Genomic DNA, 16,945 nt, shown 5'->3' with positions numbered 1-16,945 from the left:
AGCGCGACCATGAACGCGGAGCGGCGAGCCGACGAGCGAGCGGAGTGGCCGGCGAGGGACGAGTCGGCCGTGGAGCGAGTGAGGAGGGGAGCGCGACCATGAGTTTCGACGCGGTCGATGTCATCCGCACCAAGCGCGACGGCGGTTCGCTGAGCCCGGAGCAGATCGACTGGGCCGTCGCCGCGTACACCCGCGGCGAGATCGCCGAGGAGCAGATGGCCGCTCTGGCGATGGCGATCCTCCTGCGCGGGATGACCCGGGCCGAGGTCGCGCGGTGGACCGAGGCCATGATCCGCTCGGGCGAGCGGATGGACTGGTCCCGGCTCGACCGGCCGACCACCGACAAGCACTCAACCGGCGGCGTCGGCGACAAGATCACCCTCCCGCTGGCCCCGACGGTCGCCGCCTGCGGCGCGGCCGTCCCGCAGCTGTCCGGGCGCGGCCTGGGCCACACCGGCGGAACCCTCGACAAGCTGGAGTCGATCCCGGGCTGGCGGGCGTCGCTGTCGAACGAGGAGATGCTGGACGTCCTGGGCAAGGCGGGAGCGGTGGTGTGCGCCGCCGGCTCGGGCCTGGCCCCGGCCGACCGCAAGCTGTACGCCCTGCGCGACGTCACCGGCACGGTCGAGTCGATCCCGCTGATCGCCAGCTCGATCATGTCCAAGAAGATCGCCGAAGGCACGGGCGCGCTGGTGCTGGACGTGAAGGCGGGCTCGGGTGCGTTCATGAAGAACGCCGACGACGCGCGGGAACTGGCCCGGACCATGGTCGACATCGGCAGCGACCACGGGCTGAACACCGTCGCCCTGCTGACCGCGATGGAGACGCCGCTCGGCCTCACCGTGGGCAACGCGGTGGAGGTGGCGGAGTCGGTGGAGGTCCTGAGCGGCGGCGGCCCGGCGGACGTGGTCGAACTGACCGTGGCACTGGCCCGCGAGATGCTCGCCGCGGCGGGCCTGACCGGCGCGAAGGACCCGGCCGAGGCGTTGCGCGACGGTTCGGCGATGGACGCCTGGCGTCAGATGATCAGCGCCCAGGGCGGTGACCCGGACGCCGCACTGCCGGTGGCGAACGAGACCTGCCAGGTGGCGGCCCCGGCGACGGGCGTACTGACCCGCCTGGACGCGTACGGAGTGGGCGTGGCGGCGTGGCGCCTGGGCGCCGGCCGCGCACGCAAGGAGGACCCGGTGTCGCACGCGGCGGGCATCACCCTGCACGCGAAACCAGGCGACCGCGTCCGCGAGGGCGAGCCGCTGCTGACCCTGCATGCGGACACGGCGGACCGTTTCGGCCGGGCCCTGGAGGCCCTGGAGGGCGCGTACGAGATCGGCGAGGCGTTCACCGAGTCGCCTTTGATCATCGACCGCATCGCCTGAGGACCGAGCGCGGGTCGGCTTTGGTGCCGACGTGGGTCCTCAGGCTCGCGATCCAGCACTGGAGCCGATGGGCCGCGATGGCGGCATCGGTGCGATCTCCCCTACGGGCGGAGCCCGTTTCCCATGCCGAGGGGTGAGGGACTCGGCGAAGTCCACATCGCTCAGCTCCGGCACCGGGCGGTGGCCGATGAGCGGATCGCGAAGCTACGGCCTGGCCGCGGTGGCTCGGGACCGTGGCAGCCGAAGCGTCGTGGAACCCGGCCTCGGCCGGGGACCGGGTGGGAGATCGGCATTCGGCGAGCGCGCCGTCGCAAGCGTGGGTCTGGCAGGGGGGCGCCGCCACACGCGTTACGCCGGGCGGGTAGCGCCCGCCGGGCCGTGGTGTCCTGCGTGTGGCGCGTGATCCGCCGTGGTGGTGTCCTGCGTGTGGCGCGTGATCCGCCGTGGTGGTGTCCTGCGTGTGGCGCGTGATCCGCCGTGGTGGTGTCCTGCGTGTGGCGCGTGATCCGCCGTGGTGGTGCCCTGCGTGCGGCGCACGACCCGCCGCCATGGCGCCGGACCAGCACGTGACCCCCTCGGGCGAGTCCGTCGGACGGCCGCTGCCGGACCGCCATCGACGGTGATGCCTGGCGGCCCCCCCATTTCCATCCTTCCGTTGGGGGCGGCAGGGGACAAGGCGTTCCACAAGTTGTGGATAACTCTCCGCTCCAGCGGGCGGCCGACAAGTCGAGGTGTCGCTATTCGGCCAGCTCAGAGCGGTGATCGCCGACTTTTCCACAGGATGTCGCGGTAATCAACAGGCGGTACACAGGCCTGTGGACGGAGGCCTCGGCGGTTCCGGCCGGAACCAGGGCGTCGGGGACACGCGACGGCGGCGGCATCGACCGTCCACAGGCAAGAGGATGATCGGCGCCCATCCGGCCTGGCTGCGGGTAATGTGCGACACGTGACCAACCGGCCTTCGCTCGATGACATCCGGCGGGCCCCCAAGGTGTTGCTGCACGATCACCTTGACGGGGGGCTGCGCCCGGCGACCATCGCCGATCTCGCCCGCGAGACGGGCTATGACGGGCTGCCCGCCGCCGACCCGGACAACCTGCGCACCTGGTTCGCCGAGGCGTCCGACTCCGGCTCGCTGGAGCGCTACCTGGAGACCTTCGAACACACGGTCGGCGTCATGCAGACCGCCGAGGCGCTGACCCGGGTCGCGTACGAGTGCGCCGAGGACCTGGCGAGCGACGGCGTCGTGTACGCCGAGGTCCGCTACGCCCCCGAGCAGCACACCCGCAACGGGCTGTCGCTGGAGCAGGTCGTCGAGGCCGTGCTCAAGGGCTTCGCCGACGGCGGCCGCGACTTCGGCATCCGCGTCGGCACGCTGCTGACCGCGATGCGTCACCAGGCGCGCAGCATGGAGATCGCCGAGCTGGCGGTCCGCTACCGCGACGCCGGGGTGGTCGGCTTCGACATCGCCGGCGCGGAGGCGGGGTATCCGCCGACCCGGCACCTCGACGCCTTCGAGTACCTCCAGCGCGAGAACGCCCACTTCACCATCCACGCGGGCGAGGCGTTCGGGCTCCCGTCCATCTGGCAGGCCATCCAGTGGTGTGGCGCCGACCGACTCGGCCACGGCGTCCGCATCATCGACGACATCACCGACCGCGACGGCGAGCGGCCACAGCTCGGCCGGCTCGCCGCGTACGTGCGCGACAAGCGCATCCCGCTGGAGATGTGTCCCAGCTCCAACGTCCAGACCGGAGCCGCCAAGTCGATCGCCGCCCACCCCATCGGGCCGCTGCGGCGTCTCTACTTCCGCGTGACGGTCAACACCGACAACCGGCTGATGAGCGGCACCACGCTGTCGGAGGAGTTCGCCAAGCTGGTCGAGGCGTTCGACTACGGCTGGGACGACCTGCAGTGGTTCACGGTCAACGCCATGAAGTCCGCCTTCATCGGCTTCGACGAGAGGCTGGAGCTCATCAACGGAGTCATCAAACCCGGCTTCGCGCAGCTGAAGTGGCGTTCGCACGCATGAGCGCCACGGTGTTCCCCAAGGCGGCGCCCGGCGCCCGTACGTTCCTGTCCGGCGGCATCCGGTTCTGCGGCTGGGCCTGGATCGTGTTCGCGGTCCTCAACCTCGCCGACCTCGCCTGGCGGGGCCGCGACATGGCGTCGGTGGTGGCCGCCGCGGTCATGCTGCTGGGCTGCGGCATCGCCTACACCGTCGCGCTGCGCCCGCGCGTCGTCGCCGACGACGAGGCGGTCCGCTTCCACAACCTGCTGCGCGACGTCCGCCTGCCATGGGGCGCGATCGACCGCTTCGAGGGCGGCGACGCGGTCTACGCGTACGTCGGCGAGGAGCGGCACCGCGCCTTCGTGCTGCAGACCTCGCCCCGCGCACGCGCCAGGACCGAGCTGAAGGCCCGGCGCGAGGACAAGAAGCTGCCCGAGGCCGTCGCCGAGTACATGCGCGGCCGTACGGCGACCGACTTCACGGTCGAGCAGCTCCGCGAGCTCGCCGCCGAGCGCAAGAAGGACGAGGGCACCCCGGGTACGGTGACGTCGACGTGGGCGTGGCCCGCGATCATGGCGTTGGTCGTACCGGCGGCCCTGACCGTGGTGACCATCATCATCGCGTCCGTCTAGCCGACGGCCCGAAGAAAACTGGAGCGGACGACGGGATTCGAACCCGCGACCCTCACCTTGGCAAGGTGATGCTCTACCAACTGAGCCACGTCCGCGTGACTCCGTAAGAATACCGGATCCTCAGACGAGTCCGGCGTCATGCGCGAGCAGAGCGACCTGAACTCTGTTGTTCAGATCCAGTTTGGTGAGCAGCCGCGAGACGTGCGCCTTGACGGTCGCGACGCTCATGTACAGGTCCTTGCCGATCTGCGCGTTCGACTTGCCCTGCCCGATGGCGACCACGACCTCGCGCTCGCGTTCGCTGAGCTGGTCGAGCAACGCCAGCGCGGGGCTGCGCCGCACCTCGGTGACCTGGGCGATCAGCCGCCGCGTGACGCTCGGAGACAGGATCGGCTCGCCGGCCGCGACCTTGCGGATGGCGTTGATGATGTCGGCCGGCGGCGTGTCCTTGAGCAGGAACCCGCCGGCCCCCGCCCGCAGGGCCCGTACGACGTGCTCGTCCGCGTCGAACGTCGTCAAGATGATGATCTCCGGCGCGCCGTCGCGGCGCCGTACCTGCTCGGTGGCGGCCAGCCCGTCCATCCTCGGCATCCGGATGTCCATGAGCACCACGTCGGGCGCCTGTTCGGCCACGAGCGCGCCGACCTTGTCGCCGTCGTCGGCCTCACCGACGATCCGCAGATCCTCGGCCCCGGCGAGCATCATCGACAGCCCCGTACGGACCAGGGCGTCATCGTCAACGATCAGTACGCGGATGGTCACGCCGCACAGACTAGCCGTCCGCCCGGCAGATCAGCCTCTTTCGCCCTATCCTGAGCAACGGCCGTGTCCTGGACAGTGACTTACGACCTTGCGTGTAGGTCCCTCCGTTCCTCGGCCTGAGCCATTTCGCAGCTGTGCACGCAGATCATCCGCTGATGGGCACAGTTCGTCTCGGGTTATGAACCGGGGAGCACGTCAATCAGGCGGCGGGCCAGGGGAGCCAGGCGTGCACCCGGAAGTCGCCCTGGCGCGTACGGCCGTGTTCGAGGCGGCCGCCGGCCAGCGTCGCGCGTTCGGTCAGGCCGATGAGGCCCGCGCCCGCGCCGGGGATCTCCGGGGCGGCCTTCACCATCGGGTTGCGCACCTCGACCGTCAGGCCCGTGCCGGCCGCCCCGTCCACCATCACCTGGACGGCCGCCCCGGGCGCGTGCTTGCGGGCGTTGGTCAGCCCCTCCTGGACCGTGCGGTACGCGCTGCGGCCGATGTTGGCCGGCACCTTCGTCACGTCGCGGATGCGGTTCTCCCAGCGGACCGCCATGCCGGCCCGGCGGGACTCGTCGATCAGCGCGGGCAGGTCGGTGAGGCTGGGCTGCGGGCGCTCGGGCGCGCCGTCGCTCGCGTCGTCGCGGAGGACACCGATCACCTCCCGCAGGTCCTGGAGCGCCTGGTGCGCGCTGGCCCGGATCACCCCGGCCGCCTGCGCGATCTCCTCCGAAGGCGCGTCGGGGCGGAACTCCAGCGCGCCCGCGTGCACGCTGAGCAGTGAGATCCGATGGGCGAGCACGTCGTGCATCTCCCGTGCGATGCGGGCGCGCTCCTGGTGGCGGGCCTGCTCGACGCGGAGCTGCTGCTCGGACTCGGCCCGCACCGCGCGGTCGCGCAGCGAGAGGACGAGTTGCCGCCGCGCACGGACGAACATGCCCCACGCGACGACGGCGCCGATGACGATGACCGTCCACAGCAGGCCGACCCAGTACGACTCGTTCGGATCGGGATAGAGCACCGCGTAGACCCCGCCGCTGGCGATGTGCGCGGCGGCGACCAGCGCGACCGTGCGGAACCGCCGGTGAACGGCGACGGTGAACACGAGGATGGCCGCAGCGCCGATGGAGGTCACCGAGAGGGCTCCGAAGACGGCGAGGGCGAGCGCGATCGGCACCGGCCAGCGCCGGCGCCACCAGAGCAGCAGGCACGAGGCGGCGCCGAGGATGACGTCGGGCATCCGCGGCGGATGAGGGGCGGGGTGGACGCCATGTCCGGTGACGTACACCATGCAGGCGCCGAAGCCGGACGCCAGCAGGAAGCAGAGGACGTCGATCACCCAGTCGCGGGCGGACCGGCGCACACGGTCCTCCTCGCCGTTGGCGAGCAACGCGGGAAGCAGCCAAGGGTAGTCCGGCCGGGGGGCCTCGGTGCCGCTCATGGTTCCCTACGGTAAGCGGGGCCGGCGGGCGGCGGGTAGCGACCAAAGTCGACGCTCCCCTAGCCGTCGGTATCAGCCGCTGGCCTGCGCCGATGAGGCCGAGACGCGGTCGAGACGCCTAGAGGCCCAGGGTGTCCGCCATGGCCTCGCGGAGGGCGGTGAGGTCCCCGGCGGCCCGCGTACGGGCCTCCTCCGGCGAGGACGTCACCGGGACGACGACCTCCAGGTAGCACTTGAGCTTCGGTTCGGTGCCGGACGGCCGGACGATCACGCGGCCGCCGTCGGACAGGCGCAGGCGTACCACGTCCGCCGGCGGCAGGCCGTCGAGGCCCTCCGCCAGGTCGTCGACCTCGGTCACCGTACGGCCCGCGAGCTCGCCCGGCGGCGACTCTCGCAGCCGCGCCATCGCGTCCGCGATGACCGACAGGTCCTCCACCCGGACGGACAGCTGCGCCGTCGCGTGCAGGCCGTACCGCCGCGCCTGGTCGTCCAGCAGGTCCAGCAGCGTACGGCCCGACTCCTTGGCCGAGGCGGCCATCGCGGCCACCATGAGGGCCGTGCCGATGCCGTCCTTGTCACGTACGGGCACGCCGTCGTCGCCGCCCACCGAGTAGCCCAGCGCTTCTTCGTAGCCGTAGACGAGCCGGTCGCGGTCGGTGCCGGCCTTCATGATCCATTTGAAGCCGGTCAGCGTCTCGGCGTGCCGCACGCCGTGCTCCGCCGCGATCGCGCGCAGGAGGGACGAGGACACGATCGTCGTGGCCACGAGCCGGTCGGCCCCATCGGTGTGCCGCAGGACGTACTCCGCGAGCAGACCGCCGACCTCGTCACCGGTCAGCATCCGCCCGCCGGCCGCGACCGCGCACCGGTCGGCGTCCGGGTCGTTGGCGATCACCAGGTCGCGGCCCTTGCCGAGGGTGAGCGCCAGGTCCATGGCTCCGGGCTCCTCCGGGTTCGGGAAGGCCACGGTCGGAAAGTCCGGATCGGGGGCGGCCTGCTCGGCGACGACGTCCGGCTCCGGGAAGCCGCACCAGGCGAACGCCTGGGCCAGCACCGCGCCGCCCACGCCGTGCAGGGGCGTGTACGCGGCCGTCAGGTCGCGCGCCGTCCCGAGCGGCAGCCGGGCCAGCGACCGCAGGTACGCCTCCACGACCGTCTCGTCCAGCACGCGCCAGTCGGTGCCCCGCGGCAGCTCGTCGACCCGGCCGACCGCGTCGATCGCAGTGGAGATCTCCTGGTCGAGCGGCGGGATGATCTGCGCGCCGTCCTCCCAGTAGACCTTGTAGCCGTTGTCCCGGGGCGGGTTGTGGCTGGCCGTGACCATGATCCCGGCGGCGCAGCCCAGGTGGCGCACGGCGTACGCGAGGACCGGCGTCGGCAGCGGCCGGGGCATGAGGTGCACCGTGACGCCCGCACCCGTCAGCACGGCCGCGGAGTCCTCGGCGAACACGTCGGACTTGTGCCGCGCGTCGTACCCGATCACCACCGAGACGCCGCCGGAGGACTCCCGGAGGTCGTCGCGCGAGGTCAGCACCGAGGCCAGGCCCGCCGCGGCGCGCATGACCGTCACGCGGTTCATGCGGTTCGGGCCGGCGCCCAGTTCGCCGCGGAGCCCCGCCGTGCCGAACTCCAGCTTCGCCCCGAACCGGTCGGCCAGCGCCGCCGGGTCGTCGAGCAGGGCCCGCAGCTCCGCCCGCGTCTCCGGGTCGGGATCCTGTCCCAGCCACGCCTCGGCCCGCGCCCTGTCGCCGCCGTGCTCGCTCATGTGCGTCTCCTCAAAGGCCCCGGATGAGCTTCCCGAGCAGTTCGCCCATGCGCGCCGCGGACGCCCGGCCGGCGGCCAGGACCTCCGCGTGGTCCAGCGGCTTGCCGGCCAGCCCGGCGGCGATGTTGGTCACGAGCGAGATGCCCAGGACCGAGGCCCCGCCCTCCCGCGCCGCGATCGTCTCCGGAACGGTGGACATGCCGACCAGGTCCGCGCCGAGCGTCCGCAGCATCCGGATCTCGGCCGGGGTCTCGTACGAGGGGCCGGGCAGCGCCGCGTACACGCCCTCGTACAGGCTGGGGTCGATCTCCTTGGCCAGGGTCCGCAGGGCGGGCGAGTAGGCGTCCGTGAGGTCGATGAAGTTCGGGCCGGCGATGGGGTTGTGGCCGGTGAGGTTGAGGTGGTCGGAGATGAGCACCGGGTCGCCGACCTTCTGCCGTTCGGGCCGGGTGCCCCCCGCGGCGTTGGTCAGCACGACCGTCTTCACGCCCGCCGCGAGGGCCGTACGGACCCCGTGGGCGACCGCCGCGGGCCCGTGGCCCTCGTACAGATGCGTGCGGCCGAGGAACACGAGAGCGGTCTTGTCACCGATCTCGACGAGGCGGATCCGCCCGTAGTGGCCCGGCACCGCCGGGGGCGCGAATCCGGGCAGCTCGGTCATGTTCACCTCGGCCGCGGGCGCGCCCAGCGCGTCGGCGGCGGGCACCCAGCCCGAGCCCATGACCAGGGCGACGTCGAATGAGTCGGCGGAGACGTGCCGGCGCAGCCCGTCGGCCGCCCAGCGGGCGAGATCGTAGGCGTCGTTGCTCACAGCCGCCAAGATTACCCAGGTCTGGCCGGATTCTGATCAGTCGCCGAGGGACTTGCAGGGCCGGGTGCGCAGATCCTTGACGTAGTCGTCCGGCGCTCCGGCCTTCTCCGCCGCGTCGGCGAGAATGCCGAGGTAGCGGGCTGAGGGCAGGCCGCCCTCGTAGGCGTCGAGGACGTAGAGCCACGCGAGCACGTCGCCGTCGAGGGTGGCGATCCGTACGCGGATCTTGCGGTAGACGCCGAGCGCGGCGCCCTCCCACCCGTCCAGCGCCTGCTCGTCGAACTCCGGCACGTCGTACAGCACCACGAAGACGTGCTCGCCGGAGGCCTCGGCCACGGTGGCCAGGGCGCCCTCGAAGCCGACGTTCTCTCCTCCGAAGGTCAGCCGCCAGTCCTGCAACCAGCCCGTGGTGCGCATGGGCGAGTGCGGAGCCCGCTCCGCCATCTGGTCGGGATCCATGTTGGAGGCGTACGCCGCATACAAGGCCACGATCGCCCAGCGTACGGCCTGGGCGACCGTGGCGGCACGTTAACTCCCGGAGTGCGGGAGAATGAAGCATGTGAGTACACGCATAGCCATCATCGGAGGGGGTCCGGGCGGCTACGAGGCCGCGCTCGTCGCCGCGCAGCTCGGCGCCGATGTGACCGTCGTCGAACGCGACGGCCCCGGCGGTGCTTGCGTGCTGACCGACTGTGTGCCCTCCAAGACACTCATCGCGACATCCACCCGCATGGCGACCCTCTCGGAGTCCGCCTCGCTGGGCGTCCGGTTCTCCGGCGGCGCCGACGGCGTCGTGGGCGGCCTGGAGGTCGATCTTCCCCTCGTCAACAAGCGCGTCCGCGAGCTCGCCTGGGCGCAGTCCGCCGACATCGAGGACCGGGTCTCCGCCGAGGGCGTCCGGATCGTCCACGGCGACGCCCGCCTCGTCGACCCGCAGATCGTCGCCGTCGGCGACGAGCGGATCCAGGCCGACGTCGTCCTCATCGCCACCGGTGCGACCCCGCGCGTGCTGCCCGGGTCCGAGCCCGACGGCGAGCGCATCCTCAACTGGCGCCAGCTGTACGAGCTGCCCGAGCTCCCCGAGCATCTGATCGTGGTCGGCTCCGGTGTGACCGGCGCCGAGTTCGCCGGCGCGTACCTCGCTCTCGGGTCGCGTGTGACGCTCGTGTCCTCGCGTGACCACGTGCTGCCCAACGAGGACGAGGACGCCGCCCGCGTGCTCGAGGACGTCTTCCAGCGCCGCGGCATGGAGCTGCTGGCCCGTTCGCGGGCGGCGGGCGTCCGCCGCACCGGCGACGGCGTCGAGGTGACGCTCACCGACGGCCGCAAGGTCGAGGGCTCGCACTGCCTCATGACGGTCGGCATGGTGCCCAACACCAAGGGCCTGGGCCTGGAGGAGGCCGGCGTACGCCTCGACGATCGCGGCTTCGTCCAGGTCGACAAGGTCTCCCGCACGTCGGCGGCCCACGTGTACGCCGCGGGCGACTGCACCGGCGTCCTGATGCTCGCCTCGGTCGCCGCGATGCAGGGCCGGATCGCCATGTGGCACGCCCTCGGCGAGGCGGTGCAGCCGCTGAAGCTCGGCTGGGTGGCGGCGAACATCTTCACCGACCCGGAGGTCGCCGCGGTCGGCGTCACACAGGCCCAGATCGACTCGGGCGAGGTCCCGGCGCGCATCGTGAAGCTGCCGCTGTCGACCAACCCGCGGGCGAAGATGCAGGGCTTCCTCGACGGCTTCGTGAAGCTGTTCTGCCGTCCGGCGACGAGCATCGTCCTGGGCGGCGTGATCGTCGCCCCACGCGCGAGCGAACTGATCCTGGGCCTGTCCATGGCCGTCCAGCAGCACCTGACGGTCGACCAGGTCGCCCACACCTTCGCGGTGTACCCGTCCGTCTCCGGCAGCATCACCGAGGCGTCCCGCCGCCTGATGCAGGAGTCGGCCTACTAGGCTCCGCGCTGTACCGGCCAGACGTCATCCTGTCACTACCGGTCGCTACTGTCCGTGCCGTGAAGGCCACGATATGGAATCGCGAAGAAACGATCTGGCGACCGCTGCCCGTCGACGGCAGCGCGTTCGAACGGTTGACGCTGCTCGGTGGCGGCAAGCGCAAGGAAGCGGAGCTCGTCCTCGCCGATGGCCGGCGCTTCTGGCTGGCGGCTGGTGACGTGCGGCTCATCGCGCGTACGGGCTTGACCGTTCAGGCCGCGTCCGTGGATGACGTCTCGCTCAGAATCGACTACTTCGGGGTGGGACTGGTGATCCGCCGTGCCCGGGTGGGCATTCTGGTCTACCGCCCGGATGACCGGGGCGATGAGGAGCAGTTCGCGCAGCAGCTCCAAGCGTTCCTTCAGTCGGACGGACGCGAAGAGCTCCACTGGGTGGTCGATTTCGACCTTGAGCTCGCGGCCACGTCAGGCGGCTGACGATGAGTGTGGACGCCTTGTCCACAGGCTGTGGACAAAGCGTCAGCGCGGAGGACGGTCGTCGCGTTCGGAGTCGTCGGGGACCGGCAGGCCGTGCTGGCGCAGGTGGGCGCGGCGGACGTCGTTCGAGTTGACCATGACGACGAACGTGCTGCTCAGCAGGGCCAGCAGGCCCACCGCGACGCGGATGCCCCACGGGGCGGGCAGCAGGCCGAGCAGCACGCACACCGGCACCATGAGCGCGAGGTGGCGGGCCAGCATGCGGCCGCGCCACCCCGCGTCGGTCAGGTCGTGCCGGACCCAGCCGTGGTTCTCCTCCGGCAGCCGGAACCCCGCGGCGTACCGGAGAAGCCGCAGGGGGCCCGGGTCACCGGGCAGCCGGCTCAGGGCCGGCTCCCGTCGGCGGGTGCGTTACCAGTCGCCTCCGCCGAAGTCGCCGCCACCGAAGTCGCCACCGTCGAAGCCTCCGAAGTCGCCGCCGCCGATGTCGAAACCGCTGTCGCCGCCGCCGACGTCACCGGAGTCGAAGCCACCGTCGAAGCCGCCTCCGCCCCAGCCGCCTCCCCAGCCACCGCCGAGGCCGCCGCTGAAGATCGAACCGAGCGCCGTGCCGATCAGCAGACCACTCAGCATGTCACCACCGCCGAAGCCGGAGTAGTAGCCCCCGGCGTAAGGCGCGTACATCGGTCCGGCGTCCCAGTAGGGCCGCTGGTAGCCGCCGACGGTCACCATGCGCGCGTCCGGCGTCTGGCCGGACAGCACCCGCTGGGCGTCGGCCGCGCACGCGGGCACCGAGCGCGGCGCGCCGCCCGGCGGCGCCCAGGAGACGTCCTGCACCGAGGGGCCGTGCTGCGGGTTGAAGAAGCAGGGCGCCCGCCGCTCGGGCACCGGCCGTCCGTCGAGCCGCGCGCGTACCGCGGTCATGAAGTAACGGCCGTCCTCCAGAGCCGTGGTGACGTTGCGCATGTCCTCGGGCCGCTTGGCGGCGTCGACCGCGGCCTTGGCCTGGTCGTAGGAGTTCAGCGCCTTCTGGTAGTCGTCCCTGGCCGCCGGGTCGAGGTCGCGGTCCATGACGTCGAGGTTGAGCCCGGAGATGTCCTCACCGAGCCGCGTGACGTCCTCGTACACGCTCTCCTTGAGCTCGGCCATCTCCTGCTCCTTGCGCCGCTTGCGCCGGCGGGAGACGAACACGATGGCGAACACCGCCCCGAGGACGATGAGCACGAGGACGCCGAGCAGGACGAACGCCGCGGCGGCGCCGGAGCTGTTCTTGTCCTTGATCGCCTTGTTGAACTGCTGGCTGAGGTTGAGCAGCAGGTCCTTGAGGCTGGACGACTGCCCGCGCGCCTGCGCGACGAGGTCGCTGACCTTGCTGCTGCCCAGCCCCTCGTGGGATCCGGCGATCACCTTGGAGCCCCGGCCGTCGAGCATGATCAGCGTGCCCTTGCGGCCCAGGGCGCGGTCGAGCTGGGTGAGGCCGCTCGCGCTGACGCGCTCGGTCTTGACGACCGCGATCCGGATCGTTGAGTCGTCGTCCTTCAACGCGCTGATCACGGACTGCCGGTCGGCCGAGGACAGCGTCGCGCCGGCGTCCTGGGACAGGTAGAACCGCTGAGACTTCAGCCCTTGCACGACGCTGTTGAACGGATCCGCGCCGGCAGGCGACGCGAGTCCGAAGAGCATGGCAACGATCACGGCCAGGACGGCGGGGATCGTCAGACGGCGTATCTTCATGAGGCCTTCAGGTGAGCAGTTTTTGCCTTTGTTTTACTACGACGGACGAGCCGGCGAGTCGGTTCCGGATCAGCGGCGGCGGAGATCACCGCGCAGCACACGCTGCACCAGGTCTCCCCTGAACTGACCGTAGCCGGTTGTGGCCCACACGCTACGCGCGGGATCCACCTCGTAGTACGGAGTCGCGCCGTCCCGCAGCACGTCGGGGGTCTCCCGGGCCCGTACGGCCTTCGCGCAGGCGGCGCAGGCCCGCACCGTGATCCGCTCGCGGCCGCCGACCGCACGCCACCGCACCGCCACCGGACCGTCGCCGTGCAGCGGGTTGAAGAAGCACAGCGGCGTCGGCCCCCGCCCGCCACGGGCGGCCTCCGACGCGTCGTGCCCCATGTCGATCAACACCAGCACTCCGGCCAGGTCCGGCACCGTACGGGCCGCGTCGAGCGCCTTGCCGGCCGCGCTGTACGCGTCGAGCGCCTCGCGCAGGCGGCCGGCGTCGCCCTGGGCGTCATCCAGCGCCTCACCCAGCCTGACCAGCTCCGCCTCGGCGTGTTCGCGCAGCGAGGCGGCCGAGCGGGCGTCGGTCAGCACCGGCCGCGGCCGCCGCCGGACCACACGCGTGCGCCGCCACCGCCAGACCGCGAGGGCCGCGACGGCGGCCACGGCGACCGACCCGCCGCCGGCGGCGTACGCGGCGGTGTGCCCGCCGGAGCGCCCGTCCTGCCGCCGTGGCTCACGAATCCGCTCGTCCAGCGCCTTGGACTGCTTCTCGTACTCCGCGTGCGCCCGCCCGGAAGTGATCAGCTGGACGCACCGGATCAGCCGGTCCGTGAGCGACGCGCTGTCCAGGGCCGGGTCCAGGTTCACCGCCCCGGCCGCCTGGATGGCGTCGCGGTCGACGCCGTACTCCTGCGCGCTGATGTCGTTCGGCGAACCTTCGTCCAGGGTCAGGACGACGCAGTCGCGGCGGAGCCGGCGGTGCACCGCGTCGGCGAGATGCTCGGCGTCCGGGAACTCGCCGCCGGCCGCCAGCGGCACGATCACCGCGAACACCGGCACCGGCGCGGCCTTCACCGCCGCCACCAGCCGCCGAGGCTCCGGCACCGCGGAGGTGAGCGACGGCGCCACGTACACCGGAGACCGCCGCAGCGAGGCGACGATCTTCGTCAGGTCACTCGCCAAGGACCCTCCCGACCAGGTCGCCGAGCTGCCCGTACCCGGTCTCGGCCCAGGGCGTCGCGGCCTCGTAGTACGGGCGGCCCCGGTCGAGGAGGACGTCGGGCGCCCGCCGGTCGCGTACCGCCTTGGCACACGTCGCGCACACGCTCACCTCGAGCCTCGGACGCGTGCCGGGCGCCCGCCAGCGCACCGTGATCACACCTTCGCCGTGGCGGGGGTCGAAGTAACACAGCGGCGGGCCGCCTTTGCCCTTCTGGACCAGGGCGAGCACGCCCGCGAGGTCGGCGGTGGACCGTGCCCGGTCGAAGGCACGGCCGGCGGCCGTGTAGGCGTCGAGGGCCGGCTCGCCTCCCTCCAGGGACTCGCCGAGCGCGACCAGCTCCGTCTCGGCGCGGGCGCGCAGCTCGTCCTCGCCCGCCTCCCGCGCGGTGCCGAACACGGTGTGGGGGAGACGCAACGCCTCCACGGCGGCGCGGGCCCGGCGGCGGCGCAGCCACAGCAGACCGGCCGCCGCGAGCACGACGGCGCCCGCCGCGGCCGGTACGACGACCGGGAAGCCGTCGTCGTCCTTCGCGTGCGGCCGGGGCGCGGCGGACGGGCGCGGGGTGAACGCCGCGTCGTGGTCCTGCTCGTACGCCTCGGAGCCCTTGCCCGTCGCGATCAGGTCGACGCACCGGGCGAGCCGCGCCGCGAGTGTCTTGTAGCGCTTCTCGTACGAGACCGCCCAGCCCGCGTCGTTCGCCGCCTGCCTCTGCTCGTCGGTGCCGCCCCACGTGGCGACGTCGAAGACGTCGCCGAAGTCGGTGTTGAGCGTGACGTAGGCTCCGTCGCGGCCCAGGTACGACTGCACGACCGTCGTGACCTGCGTCGAGCTCTGCCAGGTGCTGCCGGCCACGATCGGCACGAGGATCACGAAGATGGGGGTCTTCGACCGCCGGATCCGCCGCACGATCTGGTCGCGGCGCGCCTTCGGCAGCGCGCTCTCGTACGCCGGGTCGACGTAGATCGGCGTGCGGCGCAGCACCCGGGCGATCGCGGCCCCGTCACTCGACACCGAGGTACTCCAGTACGTGTTCGGGCAGGTTCTCGTCCGTCCCGCGGATCTTCTCCCAGACTCCGGGAGCCTCGTAGTACGGGCGTTCGCGGCCGTCGACCACGAGCGCCAGCGGCCGGTGCCGGCTCGCCTTGGCGCAGTCCTCGCACATCGGCTGCCGCCGGCGGGACAGGCCGCCGAGGGCCGTCCGTACGCGGCGCGCGGCGGTGCCGTGCAGCGGGTTGACGACACAGCGCGGTTCGGGGTCCGCGGTGCCGCCGCGCAGCGCGTCCTGCCCGTCGAGGGCGAGCACGACCACGGCGAAGCGGCTGCCCGGGTCCTGTTTCTCGTCCCACAGCAGCTTGGCGGCGTCGTAGTCGGCCATCGCCCGCGGGTACCCGGGATCGTCCTCACCGGCCGCGCCGATCGCCCGCGCCAGCCGTACGAGCTCGGCCCAGGCCATGCGCCGCAGCCGCCGCGGACGCAGCCTCGTCGCGGTGCCGCGCGCGCCGCGGACGGCGGCGAGCACCACGGCGACGATCCACCACAGGAGGGCGAGCAGCACGCCGCTGACGGCGAGCGCGGCGAAGAACGTCTTGACGAACTGCCCGGCAAGTCCGACCTTGGTGGGCTTCTTGCCGGACGAGTCGGCGTCGGGCGCGTCCGGCACCGGCGGGTCGGACGGCTTGGCGGCGGGCGCGTGGGCGAACGCGTCGATGACGTCGTGCAACCGCTGCGGAAGCGGCTTGCCGTTCGTCACCTGGGAGAACTCCAGGGTGTCGTCGCGCGGCACCCGGTAGGAGGTCCAGTCGAGCGAGCCGCGCTGGTCGGAGACCACATAGACGCCGTTCCGGCCGAGCCGGCGGTGCAGCAGGTAGGTGAAGTAGTCGGCGTCGCCGGCCGACTCGTCGTCGGAGTCCAGCGGGACGACGGCCAGGTAGATCGGCACTCCCGCACCGGCGATCTGCCGGCCCAGCGCCGTACGGTCGCGCGCGTTCAGCAGCGAGGACACGTCGGGATCGACGAACACCGGCGACTGTCGCAGCGCCGCCGCGACCCGGTCGACCCGCGCCGTCGAGACCGGGGCGCCGGTGGCGGGGGCGCCCGTGGTGGCGAGGGCGAGCGCGGCCGCCGCGATCAGCCTCATCGCGTCCTGCCGTTCTTCTTCCCTCTGCCGCGCAGCCGCACGACGAGGATCCACAGCGCGGCGAGCAGCGCGACGCCCATGCCGGAGTACACGCCCGCCTGCTGGGCCAGGTCGGTCTCGTCGACGGCCTCGGGGTACGGCTTGACCTTGTGACCGGCCCGATCCTTGGCGTACGCCTTGTCGTAGCGCTGCTGCGCCTGCCCGGACCGGAGGTCGTCGACGAACCGCTCGATGACCCGCACGACGCCGGCGTTGTACGGCTCGGAGATGGTGACCTCGCGCTCGGCCGCGGTGACCGGGAGATTCGTACCGAACTGCTCGACCGTGAGGCCGATGCCGCTCGGAGGGACGACGAGGTACACGCCGCTGCGGCCGAGCTTGTCGTGCAGCAGTGCGATGAGGCGGTCGGGGCCGCCCTGCGGATCGTTCTCCGGGGTCACGTCGGAGACGACCGCCGCGTACGTGGGCACCGGCATCCGCCTGATCGCCGTACGGATCCGCGCCGCGTCACGCGCCGTGATGGCACGGGGCGCCAGGTCGGTGATGAACACCGGGTCGCGGGCGAGCCGCTCCGCGACGTAGTCGGCGCGCGTGACCGGCGGGGCCGTTACCGCGAGCGCCGTTCCGACGATGAGGGGGATCATCGGAGTC

At 72.1% G+C, this 16,945-nt stretch carries 16 protein-coding genes and 1 tRNA gene; 5 read left to right on the top strand and 12 right to left on the bottom strand.

What is annotated here, in order from left to right:
• Nucleotides 1–98: 98 nt before the first annotated feature.
• The 3 genes from ACQEV1_RS49195 to ACQEV1_RS49185 all read left to right on the top strand — a co-directional run bounded on the left by ACQEV1_RS49195 (nucleotide 99) and on the right by ACQEV1_RS49185 (nucleotide 4,019).
• The gene (locus ACQEV1_RS49195) at nucleotides 99–1,376 is read left to right on the top strand and encodes a thymidine phosphorylase (protein ID WP_433404782.1); all 1,278 of its coding nucleotides are present in this window, start codon (nucleotides 99–101) and stop codon (nucleotides 1,374–1,376) included.
• Between the two features lie 946 nt (nucleotides 1,377–2,322).
• Complete coding sequence (locus ACQEV1_RS49190) at nucleotides 2,323–3,408, top strand: adenosine deaminase (protein WP_285579418.1); 1,086 nt, start codon at nucleotides 2,323–2,325, stop codon at nucleotides 3,406–3,408.
• Nucleotides 3,405–4,019: a PH domain-containing protein gene (locus tag ACQEV1_RS49185; protein ID WP_433404779.1), complete on the top strand. Its 615-nt coding sequence runs from the start codon at nucleotides 3,405–3,407 to the stop codon at nucleotides 4,017–4,019. Before ACQEV1_RS49190 ends, ACQEV1_RS49185 begins: the two co-directional genes overlap by 4 nt.
• Nucleotides 4,020–4,038: 19 nt before the next feature.
• Here the strand turns inward: ACQEV1_RS49185 and ACQEV1_RS49180 are convergent.
• From ACQEV1_RS49180 to ACQEV1_RS49155, 6 genes are all read right to left on the bottom strand, one after another.
• Nucleotides 4,039–4,114: transfer RNA gene (locus ACQEV1_RS49180), tRNA-Gly, on the bottom strand.
• A 25-nt stretch (nucleotides 4,115–4,139) separates the two neighbouring features.
• Complete coding sequence (locus ACQEV1_RS49175; protein WP_285625449.1) at nucleotides 4,140–4,781, bottom strand: response regulator; 642 nt, start codon at nucleotides 4,779–4,781, stop codon at nucleotides 4,140–4,142.
• A gap of 199 nt (nucleotides 4,782–4,980) precedes the next feature.
• Nucleotides 4,981–6,204, bottom strand: a complete 1,224-nt coding sequence (locus tag ACQEV1_RS49170) for a histidine kinase (RefSeq protein ID WP_285625451.1) — start codon at nucleotides 6,202–6,204, stop codon at nucleotides 4,981–4,983.
• A 118-nt stretch (nucleotides 6,205–6,322) separates the two neighbouring features.
• A complete protein-coding gene (locus ACQEV1_RS49165; RefSeq protein WP_433404775.1) occupies nucleotides 6,323–7,969 on the bottom strand; it encodes a phospho-sugar mutase in 1,647 nt (548 codons plus the stop codon).
• A 10-nt stretch (nucleotides 7,970–7,979) separates the two neighbouring features.
• A complete protein-coding gene (locus ACQEV1_RS49160; protein WP_285625455.1) occupies nucleotides 7,980–8,780 on the bottom strand; it encodes a purine-nucleoside phosphorylase in 801 nt (266 codons plus the stop codon).
• A gap of 36 nt (nucleotides 8,781–8,816) precedes the next feature.
• On the bottom strand, nucleotides 8,817–9,269 hold the full coding sequence (locus tag ACQEV1_RS49155; protein ID WP_285625457.1) for a gamma-glutamylcyclotransferase: 453 nt from the start codon (nucleotides 9,267–9,269) through the stop codon (nucleotides 8,817–8,819).
• A gap of 70 nt (nucleotides 9,270–9,339) precedes the next feature.
• Here ACQEV1_RS49155 and ACQEV1_RS49150 point away from each other — a divergent pair, with 70 nt between their 5' ends.
• Together ACQEV1_RS49150 and ACQEV1_RS49145 are read left to right on the top strand one after the other, a co-directional pair.
• Nucleotides 9,340–10,728, top strand: coding sequence for an NAD(P)H-quinone dehydrogenase (locus tag ACQEV1_RS49150; protein ID WP_285625458.1), 1,389 nt, complete (start codon nucleotides 9,340–9,342; stop codon nucleotides 10,726–10,728).
• Nucleotides 10,729–10,787: 59 nt separating this feature from the next.
• Complete coding sequence (locus ACQEV1_RS49145; RefSeq protein ID WP_433404770.1) at nucleotides 10,788–11,204, top strand: hypothetical protein; 417 nt, start codon at nucleotides 10,788–10,790, stop codon at nucleotides 11,202–11,204.
• Between the two features lie 42 nt (nucleotides 11,205–11,246).
• Here ACQEV1_RS49145 and ACQEV1_RS49140 read toward each other — a convergent pair whose 3' ends face one another.
• The 6 genes from ACQEV1_RS49140 to ACQEV1_RS49115 form a co-directional block, all read right to left on the bottom strand.
• Complete coding sequence (locus ACQEV1_RS49140) at nucleotides 11,247–11,561, bottom strand: DUF5313 family protein (protein ID WP_433406153.1); 315 nt, start codon at nucleotides 11,559–11,561, stop codon at nucleotides 11,247–11,249.
• Between the two features lie 54 nt (nucleotides 11,562–11,615).
• On the bottom strand, nucleotides 11,616–12,938 hold the full coding sequence (locus ACQEV1_RS49135; protein ID WP_433404767.1) for a hypothetical protein: 1,323 nt from the start codon (nucleotides 12,936–12,938) through the stop codon (nucleotides 11,616–11,618).
• A gap of 69 nt (nucleotides 12,939–13,007) precedes the next feature.
• Nucleotides 13,008–14,117, bottom strand: coding sequence for a hypothetical protein (locus tag ACQEV1_RS49130; RefSeq protein WP_433404764.1), 1,110 nt, complete (start codon nucleotides 14,115–14,117; stop codon nucleotides 13,008–13,010).
• Complete coding sequence (locus ACQEV1_RS49125; RefSeq protein ID WP_433404762.1) at nucleotides 14,107–15,168, bottom strand: hypothetical protein; 1,062 nt, start codon at nucleotides 15,166–15,168, stop codon at nucleotides 14,107–14,109. The genes ACQEV1_RS49130 and ACQEV1_RS49125 overlap by 11 nt, the downstream gene beginning before the upstream one ends.
• On the bottom strand, nucleotides 15,158–16,294 hold the full coding sequence (locus tag ACQEV1_RS49120) for a hypothetical protein (RefSeq protein WP_433404760.1): 1,137 nt from the start codon (nucleotides 16,292–16,294) through the stop codon (nucleotides 15,158–15,160). Before ACQEV1_RS49120 ends, ACQEV1_RS49125 begins: the two co-directional genes overlap by 11 nt.
• Nucleotides 16,291–16,938 carry a hypothetical protein gene (locus ACQEV1_RS49115; protein ID WP_433404758.1) on the bottom strand — a complete coding sequence of 216 codons (648 nt, stop codon included), beginning with the start codon at nucleotides 16,936–16,938 and terminating at the stop codon, nucleotides 16,291–16,293. The genes ACQEV1_RS49120 and ACQEV1_RS49115 overlap by 4 nt, the downstream gene beginning before the upstream one ends.
• Between the last annotated feature and the right edge of the window lie 7 nt (nucleotides 16,939–16,945).

It is taken from the genome of Actinoallomurus sp. CA-142502 (assembly GCF_050936355.1).
Taxonomy (GTDB): Bacteria; Actinomycetota; Actinomycetes; order Streptosporangiales; family Streptosporangiaceae; genus Actinoallomurus; species Actinoallomurus iriomotensis.
Note: the sequence above shows the minus strand (reverse complement) of the source record. Positions and strands in the feature narration are given on the sequence as shown.